The following is a 19,576-nucleotide window of genomic DNA, read 5'->3' as shown; positions in this document are numbered from 1 at the left end:
GATCAAAGTGCGGTGCGATTGTTAATTCCTGGCTCGTGATTCGTGAAGAGAAATTCATTGAGTCGTCGTGGGCTGAGCATGCTGAATGTCTGTTTGCTGTCGATGTTCCAACAGTTCACAGAGCTTGCTTGCCTCAGAGTCGCTGTCGTTTATACACAACTTTTTCGCCACCTGAACCGCACCACGAAATTGACATGGGTGGCCCAGGTTGCTTTGCAACCTGGACGGCAGAGCCGTGGGAGGTTGTCTCCAGGAGGCGTTAATGAAACAAAGGGGTTCTGGCTGGCCCGCGACGCACGACCGATGACCAGTTCGGTGGTCATTTCGTGCCATTTCCCTGCCTGCGGTAAGAAATGTTCATTCACCACTTCTGTCTACGCGAGGCAGATCATCTTTTGTTTGACCGGGTATGGTCTCGTCGGATTGACTCAAACTGCGACCTCTCACCGGCTTTGCCGGCCCAGGTTGCAAAGCAACCTGGGCTACCCTCGCTTGGCAAGCCTGCCAACAAATGCTCAAGAAAACTTGTGTATAAAAGACAGCTCAGAGCCGTGAGTATGGCACGAAAGCTGTTAGAGGCATGAAAACACCACCAGCCTGACACACAAAAAAGAAGAACCCCGCAGAAACCAATGTTCTGCGGGGTTCTTCTTTTGATGAATCTCAGAGTCGTTTTGCGTTATTGGCGAACATCCGAGTAGAACTTGGTCTGTTCTTCGATGATCAGCGGCTCTTCAATCGAATTGCTGGTGACGCGGGCACGGAAGCGGAGGTTGCCTTCCTGGGTGCTGCGGACATGCACCCGGAAGATGGCTTCTGTTCCAGGAGCCAGCGAGGCGAGAGGCTTGAAGCCGACGATCCGGCCATCGCTGATTCCTTCTGTGGCACCCCGAGCGTTGACCAGTTCAAGGCCAGCAGGGAGATCACAGGTCACGGTGACAGCAGAAGCGGCCTTTGTTCCTTCGTTCGAGACGCGAATCTCGTAGGCGGTTTCTCCACCGACTTCGACAGGGTCATCAAGGTCGATCACCTTCATCGAAAGGGCCGAAGAACCTTCCACAGCGGTTGTGGTTGAAGCCTGAACCATGGTGGTTGAGTCCGTCATGGCCTGGACATCCATTGTGAATGAACCCAGCGCATTGGCAGTCAATTCACAAGTCAGGTTCATCGACTGGTTTGGCTCAACGCGGCTGACAATCCAGGAAATCTGGCGGCGGCCGGCATCGAACTTTCCACCCTTGTCGGCAGAGATAAAATCAAAGCCTTCGGCAACGTTCTGTGTAACTCGCACATTGGTTGTCGGGACACTGCCATCATTCTTGAGAGTGACGACATACTTGGCGTTGCGGCCTTTGTAACGCAAGCCTGGGCCATCAAGAGCCACCTGTAATGTCGGAGCAAGCACATTGATGGTCGATGTGGCGGTGTGGCCGGCATCTGAGCTGCTTGTGGCAACTACAGAAACGGTCTGGCGACCACCCTTCGTGGCAGCGACCGGCAGTCGCACCGTCTGGGATTCGCCCGCATTGATTGAACCCACTTCCATCACAAACTGGCTGCCCTTGCTGCATTCCAGCCCGTCGCTGAGTGTCACATCGAGCTTGACATCATGAGCGACGCCACTACCAGGGTTGGCAACAACCACAGTCTGTGAAGCGGGGTCACCGACCATTACATCGCTAGGCCCTTTGAGCGAAACTTTCAGCAGTGGTTCTTCCACTCGGAACGCGGCAGACGCGGTGCCGGTCATACGCACGGTGGCGTTTGTGGCTAAATCACCCCGGCGGCTGGGGATCATCTTGATCGTGACTTTGTACTCGCCACCGGCAGGAATCGATTCGATATTCCAAGTCAGGTGATCGGTAATCGCAGCGGGCTTGGGGACAGCGCTGGTCAGGCGAACGGTTGAAGGGAAGTATCCGTCAACGGCCACCTTTGAAGCGGGAGTGTTCCCAGTGTTGCGAACCACGAGATCAACGGCACATTCCTGGCCAACGTTGATATCGGAACGGCGAATCCACTCGACACTCAGCGAGGGAATCTGCGGAGTGGCATCAGCACGAGTGGCGGGAGCGGCTTTCGGATTTGTGGCAGCAGATCGTTCTTCCGTATGACGAACAGGCTGAATGAAGCTGTTCGATCCTTCGGATTTCTTGAACGCTGCGGTTCCCAATGGGGCATTGTTATCGGTTTCGCTGCTCCAGGCGGCTGTGCGTTCGGCACCAATGCGACTGGCTGAAGAGCCAATCGTCGTTTTGGCTGAAGCCGGCGTTACGCTGGAGTCTTTCACCGGAGTGACTGCGGGAGCATCCCCGAAGAGTTCGCTGTAGCTGCTCTTACTGGCTGACTGCGTCGCAGGTGCGTTGGATGAACCACCGCGGGTGTACCTGGTTGGCACTTCAACCGAAGGAGTAGCAGCAATGCGCCCTCCGCGGGCTGAAGGTGTATCGGCAGCTGGGCACAAGCTTGGGGCGAGTGCAGCCGCTGCGGACATAGCGAGAATCCACACTCTGCTAGGCATTGAAAGACTCCTTCCTTGGGTCTGTCACGGGCATTTTTGCCGTTGATCACCTGTCTGGCCTGAATGGTGTGACTCCAGACCTGTTCATCATCTGCTATCGGCTGTGATCTAAGGGCTGGTTGACACGAATAAATCGGCTGTAGCGATTTTTCTCAAGGTTCTGCTTAAAACGGGGCCTGTTCCGGCACACAAGAACTGGCACACATGATCTGGCAAAAACAGGAGAGAGAAAGCAAGAACGCCGAAGGTGTCACTCTGAAATTTCAGAGGCAACTTCGGCGTTCAATGATGGGATTTTCGAGCGGTGAGCAGGTGGCCAACTCAAGGACGTGTTGGCCACCAATGGCTCTATTCTCTGGGGAAGCCAGGAGCCGCAGCGGTGTCGGTTGCAGCGGGGGCGGGTTCGTGATCTGCGGGCAGCGCTGGAGCGGCTGACACAGGCTCTTTCGCGGTGGCGGTGGCAGTGGTGGTGGTCAGCTTGATGGTTCCCCGTCCGACGGCGGTCGCAACCGATTCAGTGATTTCGGCACCGGGAGAAATCGCCAGAAGCAGGCCATCGTTTTTCGGGATTACAACGGAATAGCCTTTTTCCTGGGCCAGTTCCATGACGACCGGTTTGATCTGATCGCGGAATTGGGCCACGAGTTTCAGGCGTTCCTGATCCAGAAGTGTTTTGGCCTTGTTGCGGGCGGCTCCCAAGGCACGGTTGGCATTGGCTTCAAACTGCTGAAGTTTTTGCAGGTCTTCCTGAGATGGTTTTTCACCAGCAGCATTCTTGCGATTCACAAGTTCCTGGCGAAGCTGGGTTTGTGCGGAGAGCAATTCAGTGTTTAACGACTGCTCTTTGGCAGCCAGCTTTTCCTTGATCTGGGTGGTCACGCCGGTGAGTTCGGCAACCTTGTCGAGATCAACGACAGCCACTGCTGTTGATGATGTTTGTGTGTTGCAACCACTGGCACCAGCCATCATCAAGCCAGCTCCCAGCACAGGGGCGGCTAATGCTCGGCCGAAAGCTGAGAGCCGGTTGGAGAAAGCGATTGAAGCTAAAGGAGAGGCCTGCAATTTGGACATGGGATCGACTCTTGTGAAAAGAGAGGTGGGTTGACGCATGACGATGTTCCCTTGTGTCGTCCCTTTGAAAAATCTTGTCCAGAGGGAGTCGGAGTTGTTCCCCCAGATGAGGCCATAAAAAAACGGCGAAACCCGCCAGAAGGGGGTTTCGCCGCAGAAACTGCCGAAATTTGTGCCCGATAACCACTTTTTCCAGCGGGAAACGAACCACTCAGGAGTCGATCAGGCGTTCCACGTCGTGAAGATATTGTCCATGCGGGTTGAAATGTCTTTGAGGCGATCTTCGCCGCCTCCGCCGACTTCAGCGGTTGCCCAGCCAGAGTAGCCAATCTCTTTTAAGGCCGTGAGGACTGCTGGCCAATCGCATTCTCCTTCGCCAATCTGCACGCCAAAGCCGGCGTAACGCCCTTCTTTATCGGCTTTGGAACGGCTGAATTCCTTGATGTCCAGCTTGCCGATGCGGTGCCCCAGCGTGTGAATCCAGTGTTCAGGCCAGCCGTAGTTCACGATGTTGCCCACGTCGAAATAGCTGCCGACCAAAGGTGACTCGAATTCATCGATATAGCGGGCACATTCGAGCGGACTCAGCAGGAAGTTATTCCAGACGTTTTCAAAGAGAATTTTGATTCCCAGGTTCTGGGCCAATGGCAGAGCCTTGCGAATCTCGGTTTGTGAACGCTGATAGGCGTCCTGATAGGAGGTTTTCTTGTTCACGAGGGCTGGGACGAGCAGGACGCTATCACCGCCATACAGCTTGGCATCGTGCAATGATTCTTCAAGTGCAGCCAGTCCTTTGGCCCGAACCTCTGCGTCAGGACTGGAGAGTGGCAATTTCCAGTGATCGTAATCGACCACGCCGTGGACTTTGAGGCCGGTGGATTTGGCGGCTTCGACCACTTCATTTTTGTCGGCGACGCGGGCGTCCATGTCGATGCCATCAAATCCCGCGGCTTTAACTGCTGCGAATTTCTCAGCAATCGTTCCTTTGACGCCGACCATGCTGTATTTCACTGCTTTCCAAAGTGGCCCTTTGGCAGCGGGGACGGGAGTGACTGCGGGGGAATCGGCTGACCTGGCAACTTCTGACTGTGCCAACACGGCACTTGCAGTGACGGTCGTTGCAGCGGTCACGAGAAATGATCGACGGTTCATGCCTGGACTTTCTGTTGAGTTCGATATTCTTCAAACAGTTTTTACATTGCCTGACGTACGACGGGAGATCCCATTTTGTCTGAGTTTTCTGAGCAAAAAGGGTGTCTCCCAGTTTTTTAAAACAGGGTCTCGCGATTTGTGTAGACAATCTGGTACAGTATGCGTGGCGGAAAAGTCAATCCGCTTGGTTTCATCCACACCCGCCTTTTCTCATCCTGCCGAGGTTTTGATGACTGACACCGTCTCTCACATGTCTTCGTTGAATGCGAATCGCCGAGATTTTCTTAAGACGTCAACGGCCGTTGCTGGTGCGACGGTTTTAGCGTCACAAATTGCGACCCGAGCCTACGCGGCTGTAGATGACACTTTGCGTGTTGGTCTGGTGGGTTGCGGCGGTCGTGGGACCGGGGCAGCTGCTCAGGCGTTGTCGGCTGATAAGAACGTCAAGCTGGTCGGGATGGCGGATGCGTTTGGCGACAATATTGAAAACAGTTTGAAGAATCTCCAATCCAACGCAGATTTTGCGGATCGGATTACGGTTGATGACGCCCATAAATTCACGGGTTTTGAGGGCTGCAAAAACCTGCTGGCATCTGGTGTTGATGTCATTCTGCTTTGCTCGCCACCCCATTTTCGTCCTGAGCATATGAAGCTGGCGCTTGATGCTGGCGTGCATATGTTTGTTGAAAAGCCGATTGCGGTGGATGCTCCTGGCGTTCGCGCTGTCATGGAAATTTCCAAGCAGGCGGCTGATAAGAAGCTGGCTGTGGTGTCCGGGCTTTGCTGGCGTTATGACAACGGCATGCGGGCGACTTTCGATCAGATTCATCAAGGCACGATTGGCGATATCGTCTCGATGCAGTGTAGTTACGACACCCGCGGCTTGTGGCGCAAACCCCGCAAGCCCGAGTGGAGTGACATGGAATGGCAAGTGCGTAACTGGCTCTACTTCACGTGGCTCTCAGGAGATCACGGGAACGAACAGGCGATTCACAGCCTGGATAAAATGGCCTGGGCCATGAAGGATGAACCACCGGTTGTCTGTAGCGCCACCGGCGGCCGTCAGGTTCGCGTTGGGCCTGAGTTTGGCAATATTTATGACCACTTTGCCGCAACTTATGAGTATGCCAATGGCGTAAAGATGTTCTTCCGTTGCCGTCAGCAGGATGGAACGCAGGTTGACGTCAGTGATCATGTTCTCGGGACGACTGGCCGGGCGGATATCTTCAAGCATCGGATCTATGACCGTGATGGTAAGCAGATCTGGAAGTACGAAGGCCCCAAAAATAATATGTATCAAACCGAGCACGATGAGCTGTTTGCTTCAATCCGCAAGGGCGAACCTATTAATAATGGGCAGTATATGTGCTATAGTACTATGCTCGCTATTATGTCCCGGATGTCGGCATATACCGGCCAGAAAATCTCCTGGGAACAAGCGATGAACAGCCAGGAAGTGCTGGGGCCCAAGAGCTATGAATGGGGTTCACTTCCTGTGGAACCCGTTGGCATGCCGGGACTGACTCAGTTTGTGTGATTTTCCCCTGGTGATGTCGTCTTTTCTTCAGTGATCGCGAGAATTCACGGTGTGCTGAAGATTTTATCTTTGAAGATTGCGGGGGCATTCCGGTTTGATCGGAGTGCCCCTTTTTTTACGTGTGGAATTCGCTGGATTTTCGTGAAGAACTCACTCTTTTCAATCAGCACATCATCTCATACGAATCGCAACTTGAAATAGCGCGTTGATGATCTCAAAAACATGCTTATCCAAAGCTGCAAGCATGGCACGCAGAGCGCTATTTCAAATTGAAATGCGTATCAGTTGGTTAAAACCAGACGTCTTTGCGGCACAGATTGCTTAACAACTCTCCCGACAAAATCGGCCTCAGAGTGAATCGACCGGCGAATCACTCACGTCAGCAAATGGGTGCGATCCCGTTTGCTGCGAGCTGTGTCCTGTTGCGGAGGAGAGGGCGGTGAAGGGTTTGATGGTTCCTGGGCAGACTCTTCGTTTGTACGACTTCCCCAAGCCAACGAACAAACCCTCACTCTCACGTTTGCATTCTGACACGGGCTTCCCGATAGTTGGGGCCTTCATGTGAACTCTCAAGAAAAGAACTCGAAATGTCTGATACTCCAGATCATCTGCTTGCTGCCCGGTTGGAAAAGCTCGAACGTATGGAAGCCTTGGGGCATGACCCCTGGGGCCAGCGATTTGATGGCCATATGCACATTGATGCAGCCCGCGCCAAGTGTCCTTCAGAAAAGGGCGTCGAGGGGGAAGCCGTTCGTGTGGCCGGTCGTATTATTCGCTGGAGTGATTCAGGCAAGCTGCGCTTCGGCACGATTCAGGATTACACCGGGCGTATTCAGGTGATGATCTCGAAGAAGGATATTGCCGAAGAACAGTGGAACCTGATGGAATGCTTCCAGACAGGCGACCTGCTGGGGGTTGATGGGACGTTGCGTCTTTCGAATACGGGCGAAGTCACTGTTCTGGCGACGAAGCTGCATGTGCTGGGAAAGAGTCTTGCCCAGCCACCGGAAAAGTGGCACGGACTAAATGATATTGAAACCCTGCTGCGGCAGCGGTATCTCGATTTGATCTATAACGAAGGGGTGCTGCCCCGGATGCTGCAGCGGTTGCGAATCATTGATTCGATCCGCCAGACGCTGCGTGGTCAGGAGTTTTTTGAAGTCGAGACTCCGGTCCTGCATGCGGTTGCTGGTGGAGCTGCGGCGCGTCCCTTTGTGACGCACCACAACGCCCTTGATATCCCGCTTTATTTGCGAATTGCGCTGGAGTTGCATCTGAAGCGGTTGATGGTGGGCGGCATTGAACGCGTCTATGAAATTGGCCGTGTCTTCCGCAATGAAGGGGTGGATGCGACGCATAACCCTGAGTTCACCATGATCGAGTTGTATCAGGCTTATGCTGATTACAACATCATGATGGAACTGGCGGAAAAGCTCATTTCTGAGGCTTGCAAGGCGGCCAACGACGGCAAGACCGTTGTGGAATGGGGTGACAAGACGCTTGATTTCACACCGCCATTCCAGCGGGCGAAGTATGGCGACCTGTTCCTCAAGCATGCGGGGTGCGATATGCACGACGCTGTGGCTGTGGCGGATGTGGCCAGGAAGCTGCATATCCCCACCGAAGGTCGCCACCACGACGTGATTGTCAACGACGTGTTTGAAGCCACGGTGGAGGATCATCTGGAAGGGCCGGTCTTTGTGATTGACTATCCTTCCAGTATGTGCCCGCTCACCAAGCGCAAGCATGGCCAGCCGGAAATTGCCGAGCGATTCGAGTTATTTATCCATGGGCTGGAACTGGCGAATGCTTATACAGAATTAAACGATCCCCGGCTGCAGGAAGATCTTTTCAAGACGCAGCTTGATGGGTTGGCCGAAGAAGATTCGATGGCCAAGATGGATCATGATTTTGTACGGGCCTTGAAGGTGGGGATGCCATGCGCGGGCGGGATGGGGATCGGGATTGACCGCCTGGTCATGCTCCTGACCAACACCAAGACGATTCGCGATGTGATTTTCTTCCCACTGTTGAAGCCTGAAGTTGAAGCCGCGAACTGAGGCTTCGGCTGACGGATTCTGGCAGGACAGGGCCTATCGATGATCAGGCCCTTCAGGGTATGCTGGGGAGAAGTCTTCGATTTGCCTGATCACTTTCAGAGTGCTGCCAATGCTCTTGCGGCACTCTGAGTTTCAGTCAACCGCCGATCTGATCTTCCAGGAATGAGTTCTCGTATGGGACTGCCGCAATGGCTCATCGACGGCATCGCCTGGTACCTTGGTTCTTCGTTTCTCCATGACCCTGCATCGGCGTCCCGTGTTGGTTCAGAGCGTCAGTTAGAGGTGAATCTCACCACCCAAGGCCCCTTCCGCTGGCTGGTCGGAGATCACCTGCCGAGCTGGTTGCCCTGGCTGGCTCTTGGGGCTGTTCTGTTTTTACTGGCCCATGTTCTCTGGCGACAAAGTGCCACGCTTCCGGCTGCAAAGCGACTGATTCTGGTGATGCTCAGGCTCTCCAGCGTGTTGATCATTGTGGGCCTGCTTTCGCTTCCCGCGTTGGCTATCCGGGAAACGGGACTTCCGATCCTCCCCATTCTGATTGATACGTCAGCCAGTATGTCGATCGCGGATATTGATCCGAAGACACTTTCCGGTAAGACACCTTTGTCTCCCGCTTCGACAAGTGTTAAACCATCGACAGCGATTACACGATTGGATGCCGTAAAAAAGGCTCTTGGTCGAGGCTCGGATGAGTTTTTTCGCCGGGTGAAAAAAAACTATCAGGTCAGGCTGTATCAATTCTCAGCCAACGCCCAGCGGGTTGAGATCACCGACAAGCCGCATCTCGCTTTGGAATCGTTGTTGCCGCAAGGAGTGGAGTCACGGATTGGCCCCTCGCTGGCGGGAGTGATTGATGAATTGCGTGGGAGTCCTCTTGCGGCAGTGATGATTTTCACAGACGGAGTTCCCAACCCCACCAGCGGTGACCGCCTTTCTGCAAGTGTCGGTTTTTTGGTCACACGCGGAATCCCGCTTTACCCGATTTCTGTGGGAAATCCGGATGTGCCAATGGATCTGGAACTCGCCGAGTTTCTGGCAGATGACGTGGCTTTTGTGGGTGACCCTCTGATTGTCACGGGACGAATTCGAGCCAGTGGCCTGGCCCCAACGCCTGTCAATGTCCTGCTGAAAGATGAGTCCAGTGGCGCTGTCTTGGCGACAGAGAAAGGGACGACTGAATCAGGCAAGCCGGTCTCTGTTGAGTTGTCGTGGACGCCTGAGCAAGCCGGAGAGTATCGCCTGGTTATGGAAGTTGAAGGGCTTGCCCAGGAACAGAACCTCGATAACAACCGGCTGTCGCGCGTAGTCAAAGTTCGTGGGGACAAGTTACGAGTTCTGCTGGTGGAGTCGGCACCCCGCTATGAGTTCCGTTTTCTGAAACAGTTTCTCGAGCGTGATCAGTCCATCGAATTGCAGACGCTTTTGCAGGATGCCGATCTGGATTATGCCAAAGAAGATCGGACAGCCATTCGGAACTTTCCCGTACGTCAAGAAGACTTTGATACGCTGGATGTTGTGATTTTAGGGGACATTGATCCCACTTTGCTGAGTCCTTCCAGTCTCGAACTTCTGGATCGTTTTGTTCGTGATCAGGGGGGCGGACTGATTGTTATTGCGGGAGAACTGAACAACCCGTGGAAATGGGGCGGCACCTCGCTGGAACGATTGCTTCCCTTTCGAGTGACTGATGCCCAACGTCCAGGCGATGCGACAGAGCCTTTCCATCCTGCACTGACGATTGAAGGACGGCAGGGGACAAAGCTGTTTCGATTCGCCATGACTCCTGCAGAAAACCAGTTAATTTGGAATGATCTGGCCCCCTGGTTATGGTCGGTGCGTATTAACGCATTAAAGCCGGCAGCCGTCGTGTTTGCCGAGCGTCTGGGGTCAGGAGGTCAGCCCAACGAACCGCTGATCATTCTGCAACGTGTGGGGAGCGGAAAAGTTCTTTACCAGGCGACGGATGAAACGTGGCGGTGGCGGTTTCGCATCGGCGACAGTCTGTTTGGCAAATACTGGATCCAGGCCATCCGCTTCATGAGTCGCCATCGCAGCGGTGACGATCAACAACCGTTGCGGTTTACTGCTGATCGTTCAACGTATGAAGTTGGTGAGACGATCCATTTACTACTGGAGATTCTTGACGAACGAATCCTCTCTTCAGATCTCGCCAGCGTGAAGGTTGAAGTGGAGGCGGCTAATGGTCAACGTCAACTCATTGAGTTACGGCGGACAGGGCGGGCGGAACTCTATTTTTCTGCCGAGCTGACCGGGCTGAAAGAGGGAGAGTCATTGATTCGATTAGCAGACCCTCAGTTGATGGCCAGCCTGAAGCCACTCAAGGTGACAGTCACGGCACCACAACGGGAACTCCTGGCGAAGTCAGCGAATGTGGCGGATCTGGAACTGGCCGCCCAATTGACGCAGGGGGTTTCACTTCCTCTGGAAAAGCTCGATGAAATTGTGGGCCAACTGCCACAAACACGAGCCGTTCCTGTGGAAGCCGAACGGATGATCCGCCTGTGGAACCGCTGGGAGGTGCTCGTTGTCCTCACGGGGACAATTTGTCTGGAATGGGGGCTTCGGAGGAGGTGGCGGCTGGTATGATAGGACGATGATAGAAGCAGGGTCTTTCTGTGACCTGTTGGTTTCAGCGTAGCATCGTACGGTCTGCCGGGTTGGAGTTTTCATGTCTTCAGAGTGACAGCCGGCAGTGACAGATCAGTAGTGACAGGCCAGCCAGTGATTGAGGGAAACAACCATCGAGGGATGGGGTATGGAGAGTGTCAGAAACGATGAAGGAACGTCCTTTCCTGACACTTGGGAACGGGCGAGCCATGCCATTGATCGGCGTTCACATGGTGCGTGGCGCATAGCGGGTGCGCGCCTGCAAGCCGCTCTTTCTGACCTGAAACGTACGGTGTTGTGGCATCATTCCCTGCAAACCCTCGCCTCTCTCATCCTGTGTGTGGGGGTGATGACAGCGGTCGCGATGATCTTTGATAGCTGGTGGCGGCCCAGCGATTTGCTGTCTCGATGGTTTCCTTTCACCGTGATTCTCGCGAGCGTCATCTGGTGGTTAAAGAGGCTCTGGCAGCCGTTTCGTTCATCGCGTATGGACTCTATTCTTCTTGGGCAGAGACTCGAGGCGGGGCATCCTCAATGGTCGGATCGTCTGGCAAGCGGAGCCGCGTTCTCGGCTGAAGGCTTTTCAGAAGCCACTGGTTCCGTTGAGTTGCAGCAGATGGCGGTGGAGCAAGCCTCCTCACGACTTCCCCGTCGCCTGGCGGGCATCGTAATCAATGAGCAACGCACCTTATGGTTAGTCAACAGTGCTGTCTTTGTCATTGTTTGCTACGGCTTGTTCATCGTCTGCTTTCCCCAGTGGAGCCAGACAGGTTTAGTACGGGTTTACAATCCGTTGACGAGCGTGGTGTGGCCACAGCGGGTGAAGCTCCGTCTGTTTGTCGCTCCCGATGAGGCACACCGTGTGGTTCCAGGGACCGAGCAGAGACAAGCCGTCTGGCAGCGCATGACGGCTGAGCAGCGAGCAAGTGAAGTTCGTGCGGAGAAATTCCCGAAGTTTCAACTTTTGGGAAGCACTCTCAACATCTTTGCTACCAATGTTCGTGGGGAACTTCCTGATGATATCCGGCTGGAAGTGGCGAATCTTCCTGACACATTTTCAAAAGAGGGGCGTGTGATTGCCCATCTCCCTGGGGACATTCCTGTGGAGCGGGTGCTTCCCCGGCAGATTTCTGCCTGGAAAGTTCCAGAATCATCGGGAAAAACAACTGTCGATGTGGCCTCTTTTCCTTTAGTCATTCATTCCCCACATCTCGCCTTTCGGGTTGTTGGTGGTGACGATGATTCGATGCCCTGGAGAGTGATTGCCGGGATGGAAGCCGTGCGGTTGGAGTCGTTCAAATTACGGCTGGAGCCGCCCGCGTACCTCAAGCAGCCCGCGTTAGAACTTCCTGAGAATGTGGGGAGTTTTGAAGCGGCTGTCGGGACGCGTGTTTCGCTCTCTGGCTGGGCTTCTCGACCAGTGACCGAAGGTCGGATTCTGTTTGGCGACGGGAAGTCTCTCAAGCTTGCTATTGCCGGGGATCGTCAGAGCCTCACCGGGGTCTTTCCTGTCATGCAACCGGGGTCGGGAACATGGGCGGTTGAACTGGTGGATTCCACTGGCATTCACGCGAAGGAACTGACGCGTCATCCTTTTCGTGTGGTGGCCGATCAGGTTCCTGTCGTGCAATGGGAAGCTCCTACGGTTGATTTGACTGTGACGGCTCGTGCCAAAGTCGGTCTTGAAGCGGTGGCACGTGATGACCGGGGCCTGACGGAAGTGGGGTTTGCATACCGGTTTGAAGGAACCCCGCGATGGGAGATTCACGAAAGCTGGAAGACAACGGGTGGGGATCAGGAAAAGCCGGGTGAAGCCGCTGAGCCGGTTGTTCAGCAGCGTGTTCATTCGGTCCTTGATCTGTCCCAGATCATGCTCCCGGCCAGCGATGAGACCGGAGAAACCCGGCAGGGGATACGTCTGTCGGTCGTGGCTTTTGCTCGTGACGCTTATCAATTGTCTGGTTCGCCTTCTGTGAATGGGATTGGGGAATCGGCCCATGAAGGCCGCAGTATCATCCGGTGGATTACCATTCTTTCCCCTCAGCAAAAACAGCAGGAACTTGCCGACCGGACGATGGCGCAGGTCGAAGAATTGAGAAAACTGAGAAGCCGGATACAGCAGGGGCAAACTCAAGCTGCTGAGTGGGAAGCTGCGGCAAATAGAGCGAGGACTTCAAATAGCACTCCGTCGTTGGAGAAAACTCCCACTTCTCATGTGGGAGAGAGCCGGGGTGAAGGGGGGGATGGATCATCGGTGCTTCCCAAGCCAACACAAAGCCCCTCATCCGGCCTGCGGCCACCTTCTCCCTTAGAGGGAGAAGGAGTTGAGAGTTCTCGGTCAGCCTCTTCGTCGTTGGAAGCGGGACATCTTCGAGACGAACAGTGGCGCCAACTGGCTCGAACCCATCAGCAGGCGATCAAGCATGTCGCAGAGCAGATCCGTCCGGAATTCGAGCGACTCTGGCAGGAAAGCCTGCAAAATGAACTGTCGGATTCTTCACAAGTCACCCAATGGAAGCAGGTCGAGCAGTCATTGGAAGAACTGGCAAATGGCCCGTTGGCCAAGGCCAGCGATTTGACCTCGGTATCTGTTCCCCAAGACGCGTCATCGCCTGATCAACTGCGTGAATTGTCACAGGCCATTCGCCATGAGCAGCAGCGGGCCATTGATCAGGCCAGTGAGATGATTTCCGGATTGGCGAGATGGGAAGGTGAGCGTGGACTTCAGCGGGATCTGGAATCTTTGAAAAGTACGCAGGAGGAGTTGAGTCGAGCCACGACGGAACTGGAAGCCGAGACCATTGCTCGTGGCGAGATGGAACTGAACGCTCAACAGAAAAGCCAGCTTTCTTCGCTGCGTGACCGGCAACGGGTGATCGCAGGGAGGATTGACCAATGGCGAAAAGGGCTGAAACAGCTTCAGGATCAAGCCGCTGCTTCTGAAACAGAGGGACTGTCGCCACTGGATGCTGCTGCCAGTGAGTTTGACGAGTCTGGAATCAGTGAACTGGCGCGAGAGGCTGCCGAGCGATTGGGCATGAATCAGTTGGGCAAAGCTGTAGAGCATCAGCGGGAAGTGGGAGCGGCATTGGAGCGATTGCAGCAGCAATGGAACGAGACCCCGCCTGAAGCGAATGAGGAACTTCTCAAGCAGATCAAGGATTTGGAAACGGACGTCCGCGAAGAGTTGTTCAAAACCCGCAGCCGGGAGGAGCTTTCCTCAGCAGAACAAGTCGAGCAGAGCGAACAGAGTCAACGAGATCAGAGTGAACGTGATCAGGAGTTGGTCAAGCGCACGCAGCAACTGGGATTAAAGAGGCCAGCCGAAACTTTGCGCCAAGCGGCAGAGCGATCGAAACAATTGGCTCAATTGTCCAAAAAAAATAGTGATCGTTCTTCGACTTCCGAAGACCGCCAGGCTGCCCATGACGAACTGAAGCGGTTGGAAAAGGAACGTACTGAACGAATCGAGCAAGCCACTCGTGAGATGGCTCGTGAACGCAAGATGCTTGAAGAAAAACTTCTTTCGGAAAAGATGATTCAACTCCGCGATCAGTTAAATTTCTTTTATGAGCGGCAAACAGCACTCCATGCCGAGTTGCTCCGACTGGCTGAATTGGGAGGGACTGCGGGGCAATTCAGTCGATCACAGTTAAAAACGATTCTCGGGTTGGCTGATGCCGAGGAGGCCTTACAAGCCGATGTTGCCCGGCTGGCTGAATCTTTGAAAGCGGCTGAAGTTTTTTCGTGGGCGCTCCGGCAGATTGCAGGGCAGCTCACGGAGGTCAGTCAGGATCTACGAAAACGGGAATTGGAGCCAACCGCACGAACTCACAGTGATCAGGTTTTGAAACGGATGGCGGCGCTTCAGCACGTCATGGAGGAAATTCGGGCGGCTGAGCAGGCGACGAATGAGGGGAAAGCGGGTGATACCCCTCAAGCGAAAACCGAAGGGAACAATGAAGGGACTGGGCCGTTGCAGGAATTGCTGCCCAAAGCCGCCGAACTGCGATTGCTGAAGGATTTGCAGAGCGATCTTCTGGGGCGAACTCAACTGCTGGAAGCGGGAGAGACGGCGGGCGATCCTGTCCTGATTCGGAAGCAACTGGTGCGTGAGCAGGCGGAGTTAAGAGACTTGCTGATGAATCTGTTGGCCGCTTTCACGACGTCTGACCCTATTCGCGCAGGAGAAGGAGCGAATCAGAGGGCCGCCACTTTGCCCGATCAATCCCCATCCCCGCAGGCTGCTTCCGAAGAGAAACAACCTGTTAAAACGATGAGTCCTGAGACTCCAGCGGCCAAATTCTCCCAAGATCCTGCCCAACTGGCACAGCAACTGATCAGCGAAGTGACTCAGTCTGAGCAGGCCCTTGTGAACCAGGGAAAAGCCGCTCGCCATCAGATCGCGGCGCTGGAACTCATGGAGCAACTGCTCAAAGAACTGGATCGCCAACAGGCACAGTCGTCTTCTCAACCTTCTGAGCAGACCTCGTCGTCGCAGGACTCACAAAAGTCAGAATCTTCGTCGACCAAAGCGGGAGGAAATCGAAACCGTCCGCAAGAGGCATCTGATCCCCAGGATGACGCTGATAACTCGAAGTCGCGGAATCAGAAAAAGACCGCCAACGGCTCCGAAAACGAGAATGCCAGCGATTCTGAAGCCGGCCATCGTGAACGGGAACGTGCTCAGCGAGAGGCCGAACGGAAGCGAAAGCTGGCGGTTGAAGTCTGGGGACATCTGCCAGAGTCTGTGCGAGGAGAGTTACTCAATTCATTCGATGACCGTGCTTTACCTGCCTATGAACGGCTTGTCCGGAAGTATTACGAAGCATTGGCCGAGGAGTCATCACAGGAAAGAAGTCGCCCTCTCTCCAAGCAATCAAGTGCGACACCTCAATCAAAGACGTCGTCTGGACAGGGAACATCCCCCGCATCACCTGCGCCTGCCTCTACATCATCGACAACAGAAGGAGTCCGCAACGTCGTGCCATAGTCCACATTCCAGAGATACAGCCCGTGAGCCGGGGCCGTTTCTCCTGCTTTGCGGCGGTCTTGAAGATCCACGATCTCTTTGAGGGCGTTGGCTGTCCATTTTCCTCGGCCAATATGGATCAGCGTGCCGGCGATGGTTCGCACCATGTTGTACAGAAAGCCGTTGGCGGAAATTTCCATACAAAGGAACTCTCCCGCAGGATCAGGCTCCACCGATTGCGGCACAGTGCTCTGGCACCCCAACACGTCCCGGCATCCCAACAAGTTCCACTGGTTTGTGCGTGTGACTGAAGCCGCTAAAACTGTGCGAATGCTGGTCTTTCGATTCGGCCATTGAGTTTCAAGACTGCGAAAATCGAATGTCCCGACGATTTGGCGTATCGCCTGATCCATGACATGCTCATCGAGTCGCGTCCGATGCCAGAGTGCAAATCGTTTGTAAAACGGCGACCATGTCGGAGCGTTGTGAAACAGGTAGCGATAAGTCTTTTGCCGGGCATGGAACTGGGCATGAAAACCTGTGGCAACGTCTTCAGCCGATCGAATGACAATGTCATCAGGTAAACAGGTCTGGAGGGCGGGCCGAAAGTTGGCTGCCGGAACCGGCGACGATGTTGTGAAGCTGACCACCTGCCCGACAGCATGGACGCCCGCATCTGTTCGCCCCGCTGCATAGAGCACCGGTTTCTTCCCTGTAAAGCGGAAGATGGCGTCGGTCAGCGTGGATTGGATGCTGGGGCCGTTGGGCTGGGTTTGCCAACCGCAATAGTCCGTGCCGTCGTAGGCAATAGTCAGTTTCAATGTTCGCGAAAGATCATTCACAGGCAACCACGGGCTTTCGAGGCTCGATGCTTGCTTTGCCAACCCAGGGGCGAAGGGCTTCAGGGATCTCAACCCCGCCGTCGGCTCGTTGATAATTTTCCAGCACGGCAATCAATGCCCGGCTGATCGCCACGCAGGTTCCATTGAGGGTGTGGACGTGTTGCGTTCCCTTTTTATCCGCCACACGGCAGCGGATTCCCAACCGACGCGACTGGAAATCGGTGCAGTTTGATGCCGAGGTCACTTCGCCATACTCATTACGGCCAGGCATCCAGGCTTCCAGATCAAACTTTCGATAAGCCGGTGCCCCCAGGTCGCCACTGGCGGTATCGAGAACCCGATAAGGAATCCCTAACTGCTGGAAGAGTTCTTCTTCAATGGCCACGATTTCTTCGTGCATCGCATTGGAAGCTGCCAGATCAGGAGCCGTAAAAGCAAACATTTCCACTTTGGTAAACTGATGAACCCGGTAAATCCCGCGGCTGGCGCGACCATGTGCCCCCGCTTCGGTACGGAAGCAGTGCGATAACCCGGCCATACGAATTGGCAGCCGCTCGATGTCGAGAATTTCGTCCTTGAGCGAGCCACCCAGGGGGATTTCTGCTGTGGCAACCAGGCTCAAATCTGTCCCGGTAACCGAGTAAATCTGAGTTTCGTTGCCGCGTGGGTTATAGCCTGTCCCTTCGAGCACTTCCTGACGTGCCAGATCGGGGGTGATATAAGGAGTGAACCCCTTTGAGACCAGCTTATGAATCGCGAACTGGACAAGCGCCAGTTCCAGCAGAACCGCTTCATTCTTGAGAAAATAGAAACCATGCCCGGCGACCTTCGTCCCCGCATGGAAGTCGATGAGGTCACAGATTTCCGAGAGTTCCACATGGTCGCGAACTTTGAAGTCAAATTTCTTCGGTTCGCCCCATGTCCGAATCGTTAAGCTGGATGATTCATCCGCACCGACGGGTGCATCGGGGTGGGTCAGGTTGGGAACCTGCGCCTGGATCTGCCGCAGCGATTCTTCCACTGCCTGCTGCTCGACTTCAAACGCCGCAATTTTCTCGCGAAGCGACCTTCCTTCGGCGACGAGTTTCTGCTTCTCGGCAGGATCGGTCACCTTGGGAATCGCGGCGGAAAGCTCCTTTTGTGCATGCCGGGCCTGATCCGCCGACTGAATCAACGTGATTCTTTGATCCCGCAAAGTCAGAAGCTGTGACAGGTCGACCTGCACATTGCGATCAGCACAATTCTTTGTGATCAGATCAAGGTTATCGCAGATAAACTGAAGATCCAGCATGATGACTTTCGCGAGGGGAGGCTCGAAATTGCTTAGATGAAGACTGCGTCAATAATGACGATGGTGTTGAGGCAAGGTCTACAGTTTGGCCAGTTCGTCCCAAAGCAGAGCACTGGCCAATGTTCCCCGATGGAAATCTTCCAGCGAGAAATGTTCGTCAGGACTGTGCAGGTTGTCGGTATTCTGGCCCCAACCCAGCAGGAGTGTATCGAGTCCGAGAAGTCGCTTGAAGGTCGCCACGACGGGAATCGAGCCTCCTTCACGAATCAAAACTGGCGTTTTCCCGAAACTTGCCTCCACCGCCCGGCTGGCAGCTTCCAGATAAGGACTGGAACGATCCATCAGAAAGGCCGGGCAGCCGTGATCGCCGGTGAACTCTAATTGACAGGCGGGATGAAGTTGGGTTCGCAGAAATGTTTCCAGCGACTTCATCAGTTGATCCGGGTTTTGATTGGCCACCAGCCGGCAGGTGATTTTGGCGCTGGCTGAAGCGGGAACAATGGTTTTGGGGCCGGGGCCGGTGTAGCCACCGAAAATTCCATTAAATTCGCAAGTGGGACGTGCCCAGCGTTGTTCAAGAGGAGTGAATCCTGCCTCGCCATGCAGGCCCGCTGCCCCGGTTTCTTTCAGAAATGCGGCTTCTTCAAAAGGGAGTTCGGCAAAGCCTGCCCGATCTTCCGGCGTCAGGGGGATGACGTCATCGTAAAAGCCGGGAATCTGAACCTGGTTCTGGTCGTTGTGAAGAAGTGAAAGGAGGCGGGCGAGTTCACGGATGGGATTAGGAATTGCGCCGCCGAAAACACCGCTGTGGAGGTCTTTCTTCGGGCCAGTGACTTTAATTTCGCAGGCAAAAATCCCACGCAATCCTGTGGTGATGGCGGGCCAGCCGGGAGCGTATTGGCTGGTGTCGCTGATGATGGCGACGTCACCTTGGAGATCTTCCGCATGTTTCTCAAGGAAGCGTTCCAGGTTTTCGGAGCCGACCTCTTCTTCCCCTTCGATGATGTAATCGAGATCGATTGGCAGGCGTCCTTCAACTTGCATCCAGGCCAGGGCTGAGAGGATGTGGGTGAGCATCTGCCCTTTATCGTCAGTGGCTCCTCTGGCGTAGATTTTTCCCTCGCGAATTGTGGGTTCAAAAGGGGGCGTTGTCCATAAATTTAAGGGATCGGCGGGTTGGACATCGTAATGACCATAAACGATTGCCCGGCGTGTGTTGCCGGGGGATCGGTAGCGTGCCCAAACAATAGGGTGGCCAGCCGTTTGAATGATCTCCGTGATCCAGCCTGTGCCCGCAGAATCAAACAAATCGCGCAAAGTTGCAGCAGCGAGTTGAAGTGATTCAGCACATTGAGGATCTGCACTGACGGAGGGGATGGCGAGAAGTTGTTTGAGAAGTTCAACAGATTCATCCTGACGCAAATTTAAGGCATCAATGAGTAGGGATATCTGCATTTGATCAAGTGTCTTTCAATAGAGGGGTCAGTGAATGCCGTTGCGCA

10 protein-coding genes are annotated in these 19,576 nt (G+C 54.5%); 4 read left to right on the top strand and 6 right to left on the bottom strand.

Annotated elements, in window-relative coordinates:
• Positions 1-679 precede the first annotated feature (679 nt).
• The 3 genes from SH287x_RS10165 to SH287x_RS10155 form a co-directional block, all read right to left on the bottom strand.
• Positions 680-2,521 carry a COG1361 family protein gene (locus SH287x_RS10165; protein ID WP_479518613.1) on the bottom strand — a complete coding sequence of 614 codons (1,842 nt, stop codon included), beginning with the start codon at positions 2,519-2,521 and terminating at the stop codon, positions 680-682.
• A gap of 348 nt (positions 2,522-2,869) precedes the next feature.
• A complete protein-coding gene (locus SH287x_RS10160) occupies positions 2,870-3,592 on the bottom strand; it encodes an OmpH/Skp family outer membrane protein (protein ID WP_479518612.1) in 723 nt (240 codons plus the stop codon).
• Between the two features lie 222 nt (positions 3,593-3,814).
• Positions 3,815-4,744 carry a sugar phosphate isomerase/epimerase family protein gene (locus tag SH287x_RS10155; RefSeq protein WP_479518611.1) on the bottom strand — a complete coding sequence of 310 codons (930 nt, stop codon included), beginning with the start codon at positions 4,742-4,744 and terminating at the stop codon, positions 3,815-3,817.
• Between the two features lie 163 nt (positions 4,745-4,907).
• On the opposite strand from SH287x_RS10155, the gene SH287x_RS10150 reads away from it, so the two are divergent.
• From SH287x_RS10150 to SH287x_RS10135, 4 genes are all read left to right on the top strand, one after another.
• Positions 4,908-6,281, top strand: a complete 1,374-nt coding sequence (locus SH287x_RS10150; RefSeq protein WP_479518610.1) for a Gfo/Idh/MocA family oxidoreductase — start codon at positions 4,908-4,910, stop codon at positions 6,279-6,281.
• A gap of 587 nt (positions 6,282-6,868) precedes the next feature.
• Positions 6,869-8,341 carry a lysine--tRNA ligase gene (gene lysS / locus SH287x_RS10145; protein WP_479518608.1) on the top strand — a complete coding sequence of 491 codons (1,473 nt, stop codon included), beginning with the start codon at positions 6,869-6,871 and terminating at the stop codon, positions 8,339-8,341.
• 174 nt (positions 8,342-8,515) lie between these two features.
• Entirely contained in the window at positions 8,516-10,948 is a 2,433-nt protein-coding gene (locus tag SH287x_RS10140) for a hypothetical protein (RefSeq protein WP_479518607.1), read from the top strand.
• A 169-nt stretch (positions 10,949-11,117) separates the two neighbouring features.
• A complete protein-coding gene (locus SH287x_RS10135) occupies positions 11,118-15,962 on the top strand; it encodes a hypothetical protein (RefSeq protein WP_479518605.1) in 4,845 nt (1,614 codons plus the stop codon).
• On the opposite strand, the gene truA is transcribed toward SH287x_RS10135, so the two are convergent.
• The 3 genes from truA to SH287x_RS10120 form a co-directional block, all read right to left on the bottom strand.
• Positions 15,863-16,783 (bottom strand): tRNA pseudouridine(38-40) synthase TruA, encoded by a 921-nt coding sequence (truA, locus tag SH287x_RS10130; protein ID WP_479518694.1) that lies wholly within the window; start codon positions 16,781-16,783, stop codon positions 15,863-15,865. The two genes, SH287x_RS10135 and truA, sit on opposite strands and share 100 nt — an antisense overlap.
• Positions 16,776-18,074: a serine--tRNA ligase gene (serS, locus tag SH287x_RS10125; RefSeq protein ID WP_479518604.1), complete on the bottom strand. Its 1,299-nt coding sequence runs from the start codon at positions 18,072-18,074 to the stop codon at positions 16,776-16,778. Before serS ends, truA begins: the two co-directional genes overlap by 8 nt.
• A 78-nt stretch (positions 18,075-18,152) precedes the next feature.
• Complete coding sequence (locus SH287x_RS10120; RefSeq protein ID WP_479518602.1) at positions 18,153-19,529, bottom strand: dipeptidase; 1,377 nt, start codon at positions 19,527-19,529, stop codon at positions 18,153-18,155.
• Positions 19,530-19,576: the final 47 nt, after the last annotated feature.

This window comes from Planctopirus sp. SH287, from assembly GCF_056500625.1.
This window is presented reverse-complemented; position numbering and strand designations above follow the sequence as displayed.

Excerpts from the sequence above, each read along its gene's own strand:
- SH287x_RS10165 (WP_479518613.1), bottom strand. The coding sequence starts at position 2,521 with ATGCCTAGCAGAGTGTGGATTCTCGCTATGTCCGCAGCGGCTGCACTC.
- SH287x_RS10160 (WP_479518612.1), bottom strand. The coding sequence starts at position 3,592 with ATGTCCAAATTGCAGGCCTCTCCTTTAGCTTCAATCGCTTTCTCCAAC.
- SH287x_RS10155 (WP_479518611.1), bottom strand. The coding sequence starts at position 4,744 with ATGAACCGTCGATCATTTCTCGTGACCGCTGCAACGACCGTCACTGCA.
- lysS (WP_479518608.1), top strand. The coding sequence starts at position 6,869 with ATGTCTGATACTCCAGATCATCTGCTTGCTGCCCGGTTGGAAAAGCTC.
- SH287x_RS10140 (WP_479518607.1), top strand. The coding sequence starts at position 8,516 with ATGGGACTGCCGCAATGGCTCATCGACGGCATCGCCTGGTACCTTGGT.
- SH287x_RS10135 (WP_479518605.1), top strand. The coding sequence starts at position 11,118 with ATGGAGAGTGTCAGAAACGATGAAGGAACGTCCTTTCCTGACACTTGG.
- serS (WP_479518604.1), bottom strand. The coding sequence starts at position 18,074 with ATGCTGGATCTTCAGTTTATCTGCGATAACCTTGATCTGATCACAAAG.
- SH287x_RS10120 (WP_479518602.1), bottom strand. The coding sequence starts at position 19,529 with ATGCAGATATCCCTACTCATTGATGCCTTAAATTTGCGTCAGGATGAA.